The organism is Lysinibacillus sp. G01H, assembly GCF_028872195.1.
Classification (GTDB): Bacteria; Bacillota; Bacilli; order Bacillales_A; family Planococcaceae; genus Lysinibacillus; species Lysinibacillus capsici.
The window spans coordinates 4079838-4095723 of record NZ_CP118397.1 but is presented as its reverse complement, the minus strand read 5'-3'; the positions used below and the strand labels follow the sequence as shown (position 1 = coordinate 4095723).

At 37.4% G+C, this 15886-nt stretch carries 14 protein-coding genes and 2 riboswitches; of the genes, 12 read left to right on the top strand and 2 right to left on the bottom strand.

Annotated elements, in window-relative coordinates; genetic code table 11:
- Nucleotides 1-12 precede the first annotated feature (12 nt).
- Entirely contained in the window at nt 13-522 is a 510-nt protein-coding gene (locus PSR12_RS20840; protein ID WP_221682978.1) for a methylated-DNA--[protein]-cysteine S-methyltransferase, read from the top strand.
- Between the two features lie 169 nt (nt 523-691).
- On the opposite strand, the gene PSR12_RS20835 is transcribed toward PSR12_RS20840, so the two are convergent.
- Together PSR12_RS20835 and PSR12_RS20830 are read right to left on the bottom strand one after the other, a co-directional pair.
- The gene (locus tag PSR12_RS20835) at nt 692-1990 is read right to left on the bottom strand and encodes an ammonium transporter (protein ID WP_016995351.1); all 1299 of its coding nucleotides are present in this window, start codon (nt 1988-1990) and stop codon (nt 692-694) included.
- A 14-nt stretch (nt 1991-2004) separates the two neighbouring features.
- Complete coding sequence (locus PSR12_RS20830; protein ID WP_016995352.1) at nt 2005-2346, bottom strand: P-II family nitrogen regulator; 342 nt, start codon at nt 2344-2346, stop codon at nt 2005-2007.
- Nucleotides 2347-2658: 312 nt separating this feature from the next.
- Here PSR12_RS20830 and PSR12_RS20825 point away from each other — a divergent pair, with 312 nt between their 5' ends.
- The 11 genes from PSR12_RS20825 to PSR12_RS20775 all read left to right on the top strand — a co-directional run bounded on the left by PSR12_RS20825 (nt 2659) and on the right by PSR12_RS20775 (nt 15543).
- Nucleotides 2659-4119: a nicotinate phosphoribosyltransferase gene (locus PSR12_RS20825; protein ID WP_221682976.1), complete on the top strand. Its 1461-nt coding sequence runs from the start codon at nt 2659-2661 to the stop codon at nt 4117-4119.
- A gap of 18 nt (nt 4120-4137) precedes the next feature.
- On the top strand, nt 4138-4962 hold the full coding sequence (nadE, locus tag PSR12_RS20820; protein ID WP_221682975.1) for an ammonia-dependent NAD(+) synthetase: 825 nt from the start codon (nt 4138-4140) through the stop codon (nt 4960-4962).
- A gap of 159 nt (nt 4963-5121) precedes the next feature.
- Nucleotides 5122-5442 carry an NAD synthetase gene (locus tag PSR12_RS20815; protein ID WP_221682974.1) on the top strand — a complete coding sequence of 107 codons (321 nt, stop codon included), beginning with the start codon at nt 5122-5124 and terminating at the stop codon, nt 5440-5442.
- A 206-nt stretch (nt 5443-5648) separates the two neighbouring features.
- Nucleotides 5649-6272: a hypothetical protein gene (locus PSR12_RS20810; protein WP_221682973.1), complete on the top strand. Its 624-nt coding sequence runs from the start codon at nt 5649-5651 to the stop codon at nt 6270-6272.
- Between the two features lie 145 nt (nt 6273-6417).
- Nucleotides 6418-6615 carry a hypothetical protein gene (locus PSR12_RS20805; protein WP_274770375.1) on the top strand — a complete coding sequence of 66 codons (198 nt, stop codon included), beginning with the start codon at nt 6418-6420 and terminating at the stop codon, nt 6613-6615.
- A gap of 194 nt (nt 6616-6809) precedes the next feature.
- A complete protein-coding gene (locus tag PSR12_RS20800) occupies nt 6810-7754 on the top strand; it encodes an AAA family ATPase (protein ID WP_004230520.1) in 945 nt (314 codons plus the stop codon).
- Nucleotides 7751-8932, top strand: a complete 1182-nt coding sequence (locus PSR12_RS20795) for a DUF58 domain-containing protein (RefSeq protein WP_221682972.1) — start codon at nt 7751-7753, stop codon at nt 8930-8932. Before PSR12_RS20800 ends, PSR12_RS20795 begins: the two co-directional genes overlap by 4 nt.
- A complete protein-coding gene (locus tag PSR12_RS20790; RefSeq protein WP_221682971.1) occupies nt 8929-11112 on the top strand; it encodes a transglutaminase TgpA family protein in 2184 nt (727 codons plus the stop codon). Before PSR12_RS20795 ends, PSR12_RS20790 begins: the two co-directional genes overlap by 4 nt.
- A gap of 32 nt (nt 11113-11144) precedes the next feature.
- A riboswitch (purine riboswitch) is annotated at nt 11145-11246 on the top strand.
- Between the two features lie 156 nt (nt 11247-11402).
- Nucleotides 11403-12956 carry a glutamine-hydrolyzing GMP synthase gene (guaA, locus tag PSR12_RS20785; protein ID WP_221682970.1) on the top strand — a complete coding sequence of 518 codons (1554 nt, stop codon included), beginning with the start codon at nt 11403-11405 and terminating at the stop codon, nt 12954-12956.
- 174 nt (nt 12957-13130) lie between these two features.
- Nucleotides 13131-13799 (top strand): MOSC domain-containing protein, encoded by a 669-nt coding sequence (locus PSR12_RS20780; RefSeq protein WP_221682969.1) that lies wholly within the window; start codon nt 13131-13133, stop codon nt 13797-13799.
- A 209-nt stretch (nt 13800-14008) separates the two neighbouring features.
- A riboswitch (purine riboswitch) is annotated at nt 14009-14110 on the top strand.
- A gap of 131 nt (nt 14111-14241) precedes the next feature.
- On the top strand, nt 14242-15543 hold the full coding sequence (locus PSR12_RS20775) for an NCS2 family permease (protein WP_004230532.1): 1302 nt from the start codon (nt 14242-14244) through the stop codon (nt 15541-15543).
- Nucleotides 15544-15886: the final 343 nt, after the last annotated feature.

Below are 15886 nucleotides of genomic sequence, written 5' to 3'. Positions count from 1 at the left end.
GGGGATTTGGGAATGGAAATATTGTATTTCGATACATTAACCTATGCACAGGGTGATATGTATGTTGTGGCTTCAGACAAAGGACTTGTTTATATAGGTACACCAAATGCATCATTCGAAGAAGTAAAGGAGTGGGCTGATAAACCATTTAAAGGATATTGCTTTGAAGAGAATTCAGAAAAGTTGCTCCCATATAAAGAGCAGTTAACAGCCTATTTTAAGAAGGAACTTATTGAATTTAATCTTCCAATCCATGTGAAAGGGACAGCATTTCAATTAGCGGTGTGGGATGCATTAAAAGAATTACCCTATGGTACAACAACAACTTATGGAAATATTGCTCAACGCATTGGTAATCCCAAAGCGGTTCGAGCGGTAGGGACTGCTATTGGAGCAAACCCAATCCTGGCGATTATTCCATGTCATCGGGTCATTGGCAAAAATGGTCAATTAACAGGCTTTAGAAGCGGCTTAGCTATGAAACAATTTTTACTTGAGTTAGAGAAGGAATCGATCGATTGAAGTGGAAAATGTTAATCTCTTGTTAAATGATGGAAAGAGCGCTTTTTCTATAGACTTGATCACATCAAACAAAGTAACCTACTTCATCTGTAAATGAACGGTTTCCAATGTAGGAGTGCACCAAAAGAAATCTGCCCCATTATCCAGAGATAAAGGAGCAGATCACTAGCTATACATGTTGTTCTTCTTGAACATTGTTCTGTGTTTTACCGAAATGTGTTAAACGATGAGCGAAGGTTTCGCCTCGTACTGCGGAGCTTTTGAAAATATCTTGGTATTCGTACGCAGGCGTTCCGTGTTCCATTACATCTAATCCAGCAATTTCTTCTTCAGCCGTTACTCGTAATGGGACAAATGCTTTGATGATCAATAAACCTGCTGCTACAGATACACTAACCCAAGCAATAGTTGCAATAACGCCAATTGCTTGAATACCTAATAGACCAAAACCCCCACCATAAAATAAGCCTTGCCCACCAATATCAAATAGGCCAACTGCCAGTGTTCCCCAAATACCACAAATACCATGAACAGCAATTGCTCCAACAGGATCATCAACTTTTAGCTTCCACTCTAGGAAGCGTACACCTTCCACAAGCAAAGGTGCAGCAATTAAACCAATGATAAGCGAGCCAAAAATGCTGACATTCGCTGCACCAGCAGTAATCCCTACAAGCCCAGCTAATGCACCATTTAATGTAAGAGAGCCATCGATATGTCCGTATCGAAATTTTGTATAGAAAGCAGTGGCAACGACACCAGCTGCAGCTGCAAAAAACGTATTAGCAATAACACTAGGAACTAGCTCTGGATCAGCAGCTAATGTAGAAGCACCATTGAAGCCGAACCAACCAAACCAAAGTAAAAATACGCCTAATGCACCTAATGGAATACTGTGTCCTGTAATAACATTTACTCGACCATTTTCATATTTGCCTAGTCGAGGTCCAACCATAACTGCTGCGACAAATGCTGCAACAGCCCCTGTTAAGTGAACAACTGTCGAGCCAGCAAAATCAACAAAACCTAAATCTGTTAACCAACCTTGCCCACTCCAAACCCAGTGGCCTACTACAGGATAAACAACTAAAGACATAAGTATAATAACTCCAACATAAGCGAAAATATTAGTACGTTCTGCAACAGCCCCCGATAAAATAGTTGCTCCAGTTGCAGCAAACATTGTTTGGAAGATAAAGAAAGAAAGATCATCTACTCCTTTTAAAGCAAAGCCACTTGTGCCGAAAATGCCACCTACTGAGTCTCCGAACATAATGGCATAGCCACATAAAAAATAGACGATCCCACCAAGAGAAATAGTGAGAAAATTCTTCATGATGATATTGACTGCATTTTTTGAGCGGGTAAATCCAGCCTCAACCATAGCAAAACCTGCATGCATAAAGAATACTAAAATAGTGCCAAGCATCACCCAAATTAAATTAACAGATAATAGTACTTCATCCATCTATATCGCCCCCTTTATTCTACTGCAATCGACCCGACTTCTTTTGTTCGGATACGAATTGCTTGTTCTACTGGATAAATGAAAATCTTCCCGTCCCCAACTTTACCAGTTGCTGCTTCACGCAATAAAATCTCTACAATGGCATCAACTTTGCCATCGTCTACAATCATTTCTAATTTTAATTTAGGTAAAAATTCAATTTCATACGTATTGCCGCGGAAGAGTCCTGTTCGACCTAGCTGACGACCACAACCAGCGATTTCTGAAACGCTTAACCCTGCAATTCCTTCCTGTGCAAGACCGTCCCGAACTGCTCCAAAAACTTCAGGACGAATGATTGCTTCAATTTTTTTCATGTGTACCAGCTCCTTGCGTGAATTTAATTTACATGTTAAAACGGTATTAAAAACAGTGCAATTGTTTTTTTAGATTCTATGTGAGGTTATTTTACATTAAGTATTTCTAGTCCCGAAGTATTTTAGAAAAAAGGTTTTTATAAAGGGAATGAAAGCGGTATTAAAATTTGTGTCTAAAATGTGTACAGTTCTAAATTTTCTGACTATTAATGTTAGAAAACCTAACATCTATAAGAGGGAATGTAATACGCAAGAATTTGGGTATATAGTGTATACTAGGACTAATTATCAAAGCGGAAGAAGGGGTTTCTTTTGAGATCAAACTATGCAGATGATAGCTTAGCGCTACACACAGACTTATATCAAATCAATATGGCAGAATCCTACTGGGCGGATGGCATACATAATAAAAAAGCAGTTTTTGAATTGTATTTTAGAAAATTACCTTTTGGTAATGGCTATGCCATATTTGCTGGGTTAGAGCGAATGCTTGATTATCTACGTGATTTTCATTTTAGTGAATCGGATATTGCGTATTTACGTGATGAAGTAGGTTATAAAGAGGACTTTATCCAGTATTTAAAGAACATCCGATTTACAGGAGATATGTATTCCATGGTAGAAGGGGAACTAGTTTTCGCTAATGAACCAATTGTCCGAATCGAAGCTCCATTAGTAGAGGCGCAGCTAATTGAAACAGCATTACTTAATATTGTTAACTATCAAACATTAATTGCTACAAAGGCTAGCCGTATCAAACAAATTATTAAAAATGAAGTGGCGATGGAATTTGGTACAAGGCGTGCACAAGAAATGGATGCTGCTATTTGGGGAACACGTGCAGCGTTTATCGGTGGTTTTGCTTCCACAAGTAATGTTCGAGCAGGTAAGCTTTTTAAAATTCCTGTCTCTGGTACACATGCCCATGCATTAGTACAAGCTTATAAAAATGATTATGATGCATTCCATGCTTATGCTAAACGTCATCGCGATTGTGTGTTTTTGGTAGATACTTATAATACATTGAAATCAGGGGTGCCAACTGCTATTAAAGTAGCTAAAGAGCTAGGAGACAAAATTAACTTCATTGGCATACGTTTAGATAGCGGCGATATTGCTTTCTTGTCGAAAGAAGCTCGCCGTATGTTGGATGCTGCAGGCTTCCATGATGCCAAAATCATTGTCTCAAACGATTTAGATGAATACACCATCTTAAATTTAAAAGCTCAAGGAGCAAAAGTGGATGTTTGGGGAATCGGTACAAAGCTTATTACAGCTTACGACCAGCCTGCATTAGGTGCAGTATATAAAATGGTGGCTATCGAGAATAGCGAAGGGCAACTTGAAGATACGATAAAAATCTCAGCTAATGCGGAAAAGGTATCAACGCCAGGCTTGAAAAATGTCTATCGTATTATCGATAAAAAGAATGGAAAGGCAGAAGGAGACTACATCACAATGCACGATGAAAATCCTCAAGCTGAGGAACGTATCAAAATGTTCCATCCGATTCATACGTTTGTCTCAAAGTTTGTTACAAATTTTGATGCCAAAAATTTACATCAGCATGTTATTAAAAATGGAGCGATCAACTATCAAAACCCTACATTAGAGGAAATGCGTGATTACGCGGCGGAGAATTTAGAACTGTTATGGGATGAATATAAGCGTGCCATGAATCCTGAAGAATATCCAGTCGATCTCAGTCAAAAATGCTGGGATAATAAGATGCGTAATATTGAAGAAGTGCATGCGATGGTTAAACGAATGTGAAAAGGAGTGACAGGTGCAATGACTTTACAGCAACAAATTATTGAGGAATTACGCGTATTGCCTAACATTGATGTACAGGGGGAAATACGTAAATCCATTGATTTTTTAAAGGAATATGCAAAACGCCATAGTTTTGTAAAAGGGTTTGTTCTTGGTATTTCTGGTGGTCAAGATTCAACATTAACAGGTAAACTAGCGCAATTGGCGATTGATGAATTAAATGCAGAAGAGGGAGAAATGAAGTATTCGTTTTTCGCTGTACGATTACCATATGGCGTACAAGCTGATGAACAAGATTGCCAAGATGCCATTGATTATATAAAGCCAACGAAGGTTTATACAGTAAATATAAAAGACGCAGTGGATGCTAGTGTGAGAGCTCTAACAAATGCAGGTGTTGAGCTGAATGACTTTGTGAAAGGGAATGAAAAGGCTCGTGAGCGTATGAAGGTCCAATATTCCATTGCTGCAATGAATGGAGCGGTTGTATTAGGAACAGATCATGCTGCGGAAGCTATTACAGGCTTCTATACAAAGTTTGGTGATGGTGGAGCAGACTTGATGCCAATCTTTCGTTTAAATAAACGACAAGGAAAGCAATTGCTAGCAGAACTTCAATGCCCTGAGCATCTATATAAAAAGGTGCCTACAGCAGATTTAGAAGAAGATCGTCCCTCCTTGCCAGACGAAGTGGCGCTAGGTGTGTCGTATGATCAAATAGATGATTATTTAGAGGGGAAAGAAATTCCAGAAGAACCTCGCCGAAGATTAGAAGGGTATTATTTGCGTTCCCAACATAAGCGTCATATGCCAATAACAATATTTGATGATTTTTGGAAGTAAGATGAGTGAAAAGGGTTATAAAGAAAGTGTTTCCACTTTTAAAAATAGCTCTTTTCACTCTTTTTTTATGCATTATGGTTCTATGTTGTTAATTGTCAGCATATAATGTCGATATAATTACCTATAAGGATAGTAAAATGTAGAGGAGGGTAACTTTTTATGAGGACTTCTAGAGTGAGTGGAACGACAAGTAGTGTTTTTCGGCAGGAACAACAATATTTACATGCTGGTGATCTCAGCCATAACTTTGGGCAAAATCCACAAAAGCAATTTCGAAATAGATTACAAAAAAATAAAGAGAAGACGTACAATTCAACAACTATTTCTGTAAATTCACAACAGCAGCAACCGATTACACCTATCCATGTAGATAATGCTAGTGATTTGGAAATTCGCCGTGAATTAAATGAAACGGCACTAAAGCTCAGTCGTTTAAACAAACAAAAGAAGCGACTCAATAGTTATCGTTCTTCCATATAAGCTAAACTCTCCACATCAGTGTGGGGAGTTTTTTATTATTGAGGAGAAGTAAGTGAAAGCACTAAATTCAAAATATTTGAAGTGAAGATGTTCATGGAATGTTCAAGGTAATTTTTCCATTTCTTCACAGCGATTTTTAACTAATTTCACAACTAATCTGTAATGTAGGATATGGCAACAAAAAACTAAACTTGGAGGATAAAGTTGTGAAAAAATTATGGTTACCTGCACTAATATTATTATTTGTACTTGCAGCTTGTGGTAGCGAAAAAAAACAGGTAGAAGAAAAGGAAATTGAGCAAGAAACTACGAAAAATGAATCAGAAACCGTGCAAGTTGCTTCACTAGTAGATACACGGTTACAAGAGCCAGAAGAAGATACAATTTGTGAAATGTGTAATATGAAAGTTTATATGAAAGACCATGAGATGGGTGTATTTTCAGCACAGGCAATAAAAGAAGATGGAACAATTGCTTTTTATGACGATATTGGCTGTTTATTAAATGCGGAGGTTGCTAATGAAGAAAAAAACGAAAAATTTGTACGTGATTTTGTAACGAAAGATTGGGCAAAGATTGAAGATGTAACAATTATAAAAACGGAACTGAAATCTCCGATGAACTGGGGCTATATTTATTTCGTGGACAAGGCTGAAGCAGATAAATATATGCAAGAAAATTCGAAAGCTTATGAGGAGGAACTACAAAAAATTAAAGATGATGCATTGGAGAGACGTAAGAAAATGATGCAAAAAAAGGCTGAGGATGAAAAAGATGCATCCGGTTCTATGCATTCGAATGAGATGAATCAAGAAGGGCACAGTCATTAAATCATAGACTAGGGGAAATCCTCTAGTCTTTTCTTGCTGAATGAGGAGGTAGAAAGTGATGAAGCAAATCGTGTTGTTCTTTTTGTTTTTTCTATTTACAAGTCAAACGGTATATGCGGAATATGGATAGCACAGTTGAAAAAACATGATGTTGGAGGAGAAAGAAAAAGGCAATACGGTTATCTTCTCTACTCATTTGCTGTCTTTTGCTGAAGAAATAGCAGGTGATGTATTAGTTTTACATGAAGGTGAAATTATCATTTCTGGGGCGATAACTGAAATTTTCTTACAAGAAAATTCTACATCTTTAGAAGAAATATGGATAAAAAGATTGAATTTGTAACATTCTAATGGATAATGACGTTATATAATAAGGATTAGACTTGTTTGGATGTTATCAAACAAGCCTTTTTTATGAATGTTCGTAGGAAGTGGAAGTTTCAGATAATTGTTTTACAGGACAGATTTCGCTATGCTTATATTAAGTTTGCTTGCAATTCACACAATTGCTTGATGGAATGGGAGGCTTTTCGATTAATGAATGCTCAAATACAGAATGTTTTAGAAAATATAGAAAAAGTAATGATTGGTAAAAGAGAAGTTGCTGAGCTCAGTATTGTCGCATTATTAGCAAGGGGACATGTTTTGTTGGAGGATGTACCTGGAGTAGGAAAGACAATGATGGTGCGAGCACTTGCAAAATCTTTTGATGCACAATTTAAGCGTATTCAATTTACGCCAGATCTATTGCCATCAGATGTAGTCGGTATTTCTATTTATAACCCCAAGACAATGGAGTTTGAATTTCGTCCAGGGCCGATCATGGGGGATGTTGTATTAGCCGATGAAATTAACCGAACGTCTCCGAAAACTCAATCAGCCTTGTTAGAGGGGATGGAAGAGGCTTCTGTTACAATCGATGGGAAAACGCTGATGATCAATCAGCCATTTTTTGTTATGGCTACACAAAATCCGATTGAACATGAAGGTACCTATCCTTTACCTGAAGCACAACTAGATCGATTTCTCTTAAAGATAAAAATGGGCTATCCATCTAGGGGGCAGGAAGTTGAAATTTTACGAAGAGCTGAGAATGGTAAAGCCATTGAAAAAATCGAAGCAGTATTAACAGTAGCTCAATTAATCGAATTACAGGAGCTTGTTCAAGGTGTGTATGTAGAAGATTCTGTTAAAAATTATATGGTGGAGCTTGCTACTCTAACAAGGGAAAATAATTATGTCTTTTTAGGTGTGAGTCCACGTGCCACAATAGCGCTAATGAAAGCTTCACAGGCTTACGCATTTTTGAAAGGACGAAGCTATGTTACCCCTGATGATGTTCAATATTTAGTGCCATTTGTTTTTAGCCATCGTTTAGTTTTAAAACCAGATGCACGCTATGATAACGTGACAGCAGACGAAATTATCCAGCGTATCATTGCTAAAACACCAGTTCCGACAAAGAGGTTTGCAGAACAATGAGGCAATGGAAAGCTTTTGTAGAAAAAAGTAAACATTTCCTATTAATCGCTTTCTTGATGATCGTAACGTTTTGTTATGCAATGTTCCAAGGTGGATTTGTTAGCTGGTTTGTATTTTTTACGGTTAGTCCGTTTTTAGTATATGCATTCATGTTCTTTGTCGTTAGAGAAGATATTTTACTAATCGAACGCAAAATTGACCCGATTCATATAGAACGAGGTCAATCAGCGAAGGTGCTTATTACGATAGAACGTAAAACACGTTTTCCATTTGCCTATATCGTAATGGAGGAACTTGTGGATAGTGAGGGATTAGTGCAAGCTAAAATCCAAAATGCGAATGCCATAAAGTTCGTTGGATTTAAAAAAAACTTTAGCTGGCAATATGAATTGGAAAATATGCCACGCGGTGAACATCGCTACCTAGGTGTTACAATTGTTTTCTACGATTTTTTTGGCTGGGCTAAAAAGGTTGTCGTAGCAGAAAAGGACCAAACTATTTTAGTTTACCCAAGAGTACAAGAGATGAAATATGCTGCGCTTCAAACAAAATTTGATGTTGGCCCGATGATGTCACCATATTCTATAGTGAAGGACACATCCATGGCTGTTGGATTAAGAGAGTACGTTCCAGGAGATCGTTTTTCTTGGATTCATTGGAAATCATTTGCCCGTACACAAAAGTTGCAGTCTAAGGAATTTGAGGATCGACAATCATCAGAACTAATGTTAGTGCTAGACGCTACGAAATCCTCCATGTTTGAAGAAAAAGTGGAATTAGTAGCTTCAATGCTACAGATGATCGTTAAGGAACGAGGAGATTTGTCATTTATTTCTGCTGGAGAAATAACGAAAGTATTCCCTGCTATACAGGGGGACAAGCATTTAGATCAGGTTATGTATCATTTAGCTGCGATAAAACCTATGGAGAATGTCAAGTTTCGATTTCATGATCAACAAGCCTTTAAGCAAGTTGCAACACTGCTTTACGTGACAAGTGATGTTTCAGATGAATTACTACATACTCTTGCAAATATAGTGAAAAGCTGTATTTGTTTTGTAGTGGCAAAGCAGCCGCCAGTGCAATCTGAGCTTGCGATGCGGTATAAACATATTCAAGTTATTTATGTAAATCCAGCAGATTTCTATCATTTATTCACGGAGGTGATGAGACCGTGAAGCAATCATTAGGCGAATTTTTAGAATTAGCCCTAGCTTATGTTATTGTATTTTTCATTTTGCGTGAATGGCTTATTCCCATTATGCAATTAACGAATACAGGTGGGATGCATCTTTTCTTAGTGTTTATCGGTATGTCTTTAGCGCTAAGTCTTTTCCGCGTACATCCATTGCTATCAGGATTAGTGAAGCTTGGTTATATTACCTGGTTTATCGTTTTTATCTATAGCCCTAGTCCTGTATTATCTGGTGATACATTGCCTTTTTTATTGGCTGAATGGAAAGGAAACATGGCCACGATTCTAACAGGTGACTTTGGACAGGTTTCAGATGTTTTCAGAACAGTATTATTCCTTGTGTTGATTTGGATGCTAGTTTATTTAATTCACCATTGGGTTTCGGTGCGAAAAAATATATTCTACTTCTTTGCCATGACCGTATTCTTTATTGCTACTTTGGATACATTTAGTGACTATGATGGTAAAGCGGCAATTGTAAAAGTTGTTGTTTTAGGATTAATCATGACAGGTGTTCTTTTTGTCAAGCGTCTATGGCTTCAAGTGGAAACTACAAGTACGGCAATGGAGAAATGGAAAATTGTTATTCCCATGCTAGTATCTGTATTGCTCATTAGTTCTGTAGCATTTTTTTTACCAAAGACTGGACCAACATGGGCAGATCCTGTGCCGTTTATCCAAGGGGTTACTGGGCAAGATGGAAATGGAAATGGTCAAAAATCAGTTGGTTATAGCCAAGATGATAGTCAGTTAGGTGGTCCGTTCCAAGGAGATAATACTTTAATTTTCACTGCCTCTTCTCGTGATCGCCATTACTGGCGCATTGAAACGAAAGATACGTATACGTCAAAGGGTTGGATTGTTTCAGAGGGGAACTTTGGGAAAAATGTTTATGAGTCAAATACACCCATTCTGACTTCCTTACAAGTCGGGCCACCCGAAAATGAACGTCAGATTCAATTAGATATTGCTGTTCCAATGCCATTTTTATTTCAAACATATGGTATGCTCTCTGTTTCGGCTCAAGATGCCACTCTATTTATTCAGGATGAGCAGACTGAAAGAATGAATATAGAACAAGAGGTAGGGGAATCGAAATCATTATCAAACTATTCATTGTCTTATAGTGAACCTGTTTATAGTATGGAGCAGCTCCAATTGTCATATCCAGCAACACTTGAAACAATGGATTCTTCCTTTGATCGATTTTTGCAGTTACCAAACCAACTTCCTCAACGTGTAAGGGACTTAGCTTCTGAAATAACGCAAAAGAAAGATACGGTTTATGAACAAATTAAGGCTGTAGAAAGTTATTTTAGAACAAATGGTTTTAAGTACGATAAAACGCAAGCCGCCATTCCTGCTGAAAATCAAGATTATGTCGATCAATTTTTGTTCGATACAAAAGTAGGGTATTGTGATAATTTCTCCACGTCAATGGTGGTACTTTTACGTTCAGTAGGGATCCCAGCTCGTTGGGTAAAAGGTTTTGCACCAGGAACTGCAGGCCCCATGTCAGATGGATTACGCGAATATCGCATCACGAATGACAATGCGCACTCATGGGTAGAAGCTTTTATACCTGGAACGGGATGGATGGAGTTTGAACCTACAATCGGTTTTTCCGGCAACGTCAACATTGATTATGATATCCCGTTAGATACGTCTGACGAGGAAGAAGTAGTGCAGCCAGAACAAAAACCTGAGGAGCCACAACCACAAGAACAGGTAACCGAGAAGGAACAACCGAACTCAACATTTAGCTTTGATGCATTGTGGTTATGGATGAAAAAGTTTGCTTATGTTTGGGTGATAATTGCTGTATTATTAATAATCACGGGTATTTCTTTATTCTTACAGCGTAAAACGTGGATTCCAAAGATGCATGTTCGAGCATACCGTAAAAAAGTAGCAGATTGGTCAAATTTCGATTCTTCTTACCATGTTTTACTGAAGCAATTATCTCGTATTGGCTTGCGCAGAAAAGATGGAGAAACATTAAGTGCGTTCGCAGAGCGTGTAGATGCAGCATTAGAAACGGATGAAATGCAAAAGCTGACGGTAGTCTACGAGCAACATATTTATGGGAAAGACAAAGAAGATGTTGATTTTGTGAAGCTGAAAGAAAGTTGGGAATATTTAATCAATCGCACTATCAGTTGATTTTAACGTAGACAAAGAGTAAAATGAAAAAAATTAAATGCAAGGATTGCTTTCATATAAGTTCGATAATAGGGTTCGGATGTTTCTACGAAATCACCTTAAATGATTTCTCTATGAAGGCGGATGTTTTCGTTAGGTGAAAAGTATAGTAAGTCACTTTACTTTGCTACGCATTCGCCTTTATCAATATTCTAGAGCTTATGAACGCGTAGAAAGTTTTTTTACTTTCTTCGCGTTTTTCTTTGAACACATGAAAATATCCTTTAAAAATAATAGAAGAGGTGGAAATTTTGACAGCTAGCCCTTTATTAAGAGAGCAAGAAAAAATCGTTGTACTAGACTTCGGTAGCCAATTTAACCAATTAATTACACGTCGTATTCGTGAATTTGGTGTTTTCAGTGAATTACATCCACATACGGTAACTGCAGAAGAAATTAAAGATATGAACGCAACAGGTATTATTTTCTCAGGTGGTCCAAACTCTGTTTATGATGAAAATGCCTTTCATGTGGATCCAGCTATTTTCGAATTAGGTTTACCGATTTTAGGTATTTGCTATGGTATGCAATTAATGGCACATACAAACGGTGGTAAAGTTGAAGGTGCTGAAACACGCGAGTATGGTAAAGCCGAAATTCAAGTAACAACACCAAACAAATTATTTGGTGAGTTACCTACAGAACAAATCGTTTGGATGAGCCATGGTGACCATGTAACAGAAGTTCCAGCTGGATTTGAAGTCATCGCAACTAGCGCATCTTGTCCGATTGCTGCAATGGCAAACGTTGAACGTAAACTATATGCTGTACAATTCCATCCAGAAGTACGTCACTCTGTATATGGTAATGATCTATTACGTCAATTCGTATTCGACATCTGTGAAGCGAAAGGCGATTGGTCAATGGCAAACTTCATTGAGCTTGAAATTGCAAAAATTCGTGAAATCGTTGGCGATAAAAAAGTATTATGTGCGCTTTCTGGTGGTGTAGACTCATCAGTTGTAGCGGTGTTAATCCATAAAGCAATCGGCGATCAATTAACTTGTATGTTCGTAGACCACAACTTAAACCGTAAAGGTGAAGTTGAACAAGTAATGAAAACATTTACAGAAGACTTTGACATGAATCTTATTAAAATTGATGCACGTAAACGATTCATGGACAAACTTGCTGGCGTTTCTGATCCAGAGAAAAAACGTAAAATTATCGGTAATGAATTCATTTATGTATTTGATGAAGAGGCATCTAAACTTGAAGGTATGGATTTCTTAGCACAAGGAACTCTTTACACAGATATTATTGAATCTGGTACTTCAACTGCACAAACAATCAAATCACACCATAACGTTGGTGGTCTTCCTGAAGATATGCAATTCCAACTAATCGAGCCACTGAAAACTTTATTTAAAGATGAAGTACGTGCGCTAGGTTTAGAGCTTGGACTTGACGAAAAAATCGTTTGGCGTCAACCATTCCCAGGTCCTGGATTAGGTATCCGTGTGCTTGGTGAAGTAACAGAAGAAAAATTAGAAATCGTTCGCGAATCTGATTTCATTCTACGTGAAGAAATCGCCAAAGCTGGCCTTGATCGTGATATTTGGCAGTACTTTACGGTATTACCTGATATCCGTTCAGTTGGTGTAATGGGCGATGCTCGTACGTATGACTATGCAATCGGTATCCGTGCCGTTACATCTATCGATGGTATGACTTCTGACTGGGCGCGTATTCCTTGGGATGTACTAGAGAAAATCTCTGTCCGCCTTGTAAACGAAGTAAAACACGTGAACCGCGTGCTGTATGATATTACATCTAAGCCACCAGCAACGATTGAGTGGGAATAATAGCAAAAGCCCTAAAAGCCCTGAGAGGTTTTTAGGGCTTTTTTTGATGTAATTCCCTCTGAATTTATTGCTAAATGAAGTATCTCAACTTCAAAAATTGCTGGTAAAGTGTTGTATGTAGTAAACTAAATGAATGCACAAGAAATTATACTATTCAGATTAGGGGGGATTTAAATGGAGAAAAATAAACCAATGATTCATACATTAACGGTTGGGATGCCAAAAGAATTGATTGATAGTAAAGGGCGTTCAATGATTACAGGGATTGAAAAGCAACGAGTGCAAGAAGTTTATTTGTCCTCTCAAGGCTTTGAAGGGGATGATGTAGCTGATAAGAAACATCATGGTGGCCCTGATCGAGCAGTTTGTTTATATCCTGCGGAGCATTACATACAATGGGAACAGGAACTTGGAAAAACGTTACCCATTGCGGCATTTGGCGAAAATTTAACCGTAACAAATATGTTAGAAGCAGATGTTTGTATTGGTGATATTTATAAAATTGGAGATGCTGTCATTCAAATTACACAGGGACGTATTCCATGTAGTACGATTGATAGATATACGGAGGCAAACACATTACTCAAACGTTTAATTGAAACGGGCTATACAGGTTTCCTTGCGCGTGTTCTTGAAGAAGGGACAATCTGTGCAGATTCAACAATTGAACTTGTAGAAAAGCATCCTGCACGTATCTCTGTTCTGTATTGCAATGAAGTGTACTTCAAAAACAATGATGCAATCGCTATGAAACAAATACAAGCAGTAGATGCATTAGCAGACGATTGGAAAGAAAAATTAGAAAAAAGAATTCAAGTCTTGCAAAGTAAAGTGATGAGTTAAAACATAAGTTCAAAAGGAGGATCCTCTAGAATTTCTAGAGGATTTTTTCATTAAACTGATTGGTGGAATGTTCAGCACAAAGCCTCTTTAGTAATGTATTTAATAGAACCTGAACATTAAATAAGAATTTTACACGAACTTTCGTATTTCTTTTTAGAAAAATGTTCGGAAATAGGGTTGAAATCTAAAAAACGAAATGATATATTACGAATGTAAATTAAATACGTCGTCGTATAATGTCGGGGATAAGGCCCGTGAGTTTCTACCAAGTTACCGTAAATAACTTGACTACGATTTAGGTTTATACATAAACGTATAAACACTAATTTGTTTCACACACTAATTGTGATGAAATATATCGTAGACATGCGACTAGTAGAGTAGTCAGCGTGTCTTTTTTGTTTTCGATATTGAAGACGACCATATGGAGGATTTTTTGATAATGAAAAAATATTTCATGTTCGATGAATTAGGAACTAATTATCGCCGCGAAATAATAGGCGGTATTACAACCTTCCTTGCAATGGCATATATTCTAGCTGTTAACCCAGGTATTCTAGAAAATGCAGGGATGGATAAAGGTGCTGTTTTCGTAGCTACAGCATTAGCAGCAGCAGTCGGTTCTTTGATTATGGGGATTTTCGCTAAATTCCCGATTTCACTTGCTCCTGGGATGGGGTTAAATGCATTCTTTGCATTTACTGTAGTCGGAGCATACGGTATTCCGTGGCAAACTGGTTTAACAGGTGTGTTCTTCTCAGGGATTATCTTTATTATTTTATCTTTAACTGGTATCCGCGAAACTGTTATTAATGCTATTCCAGTACAACTTAAATATGCAGTTTCTGCAGGTATTGGTTTATTTATCACTTTTGTTGGTTTACAAGGAGCAGGGATCATTGTTGATAGCCCAGCTACTTTAGTCACTTTAGGAAGTTTCACAGGCGCTACATTATTAGCGGTATTCGGAATTATTCTTTCGGTTATTCTTATTATTAAATTGCGCAGTATCGGTATTTTCTTAGGAATGGTGATTACTGCAGTTATTGGGATGATCACAGGTATCATTGATCCTCCAACAGCCGTTGTATCAGCTATTCCAAGTGTAGATTCTACATTCATGGTAGCACTAGAACCACTTGGTGACTTCGGTACATTATTTAACGTGAAGTTTTTAGTAGTAGTGTTAACATTCTTGTTTGTTGATTTCTTTGACACAGCAGGTACTTTAATGGCTGTAGCGACACAAGCAGGTTTAGTAAAAGATAATAAATTACCGCGTGCAGGACGTGCCTTAATGGCAGATGCACTAGCAACAACTATCGGTTCTTTATTTGGTACGTCAACAACAACAGCGTACGTAGAGTCAACTTCTGGAGTTGCTGCAGGCGCTCGTTCAGGATTTTCAGCAGTTGTAACAGCAGTACTGTTCTTAGTTGCATTATTCTTCTCACCATTACTAGCGGTAGTAACACCAGCAGTTACTGCTCCAGCTTTAGTCATCGTAGGGGTACTAATGGTATCGTCCTTACGTTTAATTGATTGGGACAAATTCGAAATAGCAGTACCTGCATTCTTTACAGTGTTAATGATGCCACTTGGTTATTCAATTGCTACTGGTATTGCAATCGGCTTTGTATTCTACCCAATTACAATGTTATTAGCAGGTCGTAAAAAAGAAATTCATCCAATGATGTATGGTCTATTCTTTGTTTTCCTTGCATACTTCATTTGGGTACGTTAGTTAAATAGACACCTTTAATTGTTAGTAAGTTGCTAACAATTAAAGGTGTTTTTTATTGAGTTGATCCAAAATAAAAGAAGTTATTATTTTTACATTTATATAGAAGAAACTCGGTTTTAAATAATGCGAATAGTTTTACTTTAATGAAACACTTGCAAACTTAAATTTGTGATGATATATTTAAACACGTTGTTACGAAATAAACGAACAACTTAAAAAATAGTAACATAAACAGTTGACAGCGAGTTAACATTATGTTAAATTATAAAAAGTTACTTAGTGTAACTAGTAAATGAACCTTGAAAACTGAACAAGCAAAACGTAATCAATAAAGTTTTAAGTA

Coding starts and splice junctions, on each gene's coding strand:
- PSR12_RS20800 (WP_004230520.1), top strand. CDS start 6,810: ATGAATGCTCAAATACAGAATGTTTTAGAAAATATAGAAAAAGTAATG.
- PSR12_RS20795 (WP_221682972.1), top strand. CDS start 7,751: ATGAGGCAATGGAAAGCTTTTGTAGAAAAAAGTAAACATTTCCTATTA.
- PSR12_RS20835 (WP_016995351.1), bottom strand. CDS start 1,990: ATGGATGAAGTACTATTATCTGTTAATTTAATTTGGGTGATGCTTGGC.
- PSR12_RS20830 (WP_016995352.1), bottom strand. CDS start 2,346: ATGAAAAAAATTGAAGCAATCATTCGTCCTGAAGTTTTTGGAGCAGTT.
- PSR12_RS20780 (WP_221682969.1), top strand. CDS start 13,131: ATGGAGAAAAATAAACCAATGATTCATACATTAACGGTTGGGATGCCA.
- PSR12_RS20840 (WP_221682978.1), top strand. CDS start 13: ATGGAAATATTGTATTTCGATACATTAACCTATGCACAGGGTGATATG.
- nadE (WP_221682975.1), top strand. CDS start 4,138: ATGACTTTACAGCAACAAATTATTGAGGAATTACGCGTATTGCCTAAC.
- PSR12_RS20805 (WP_274770375.1), top strand. CDS start 6,418: ATGATGTTGGAGGAGAAAGAAAAAGGCAATACGGTTATCTTCTCTACT.
- PSR12_RS20815 (WP_221682974.1), top strand. CDS start 5,122: ATGAGGACTTCTAGAGTGAGTGGAACGACAAGTAGTGTTTTTCGGCAG.
- PSR12_RS20775 (WP_004230532.1), top strand. CDS start 14,242: ATGAAAAAATATTTCATGTTCGATGAATTAGGAACTAATTATCGCCGC.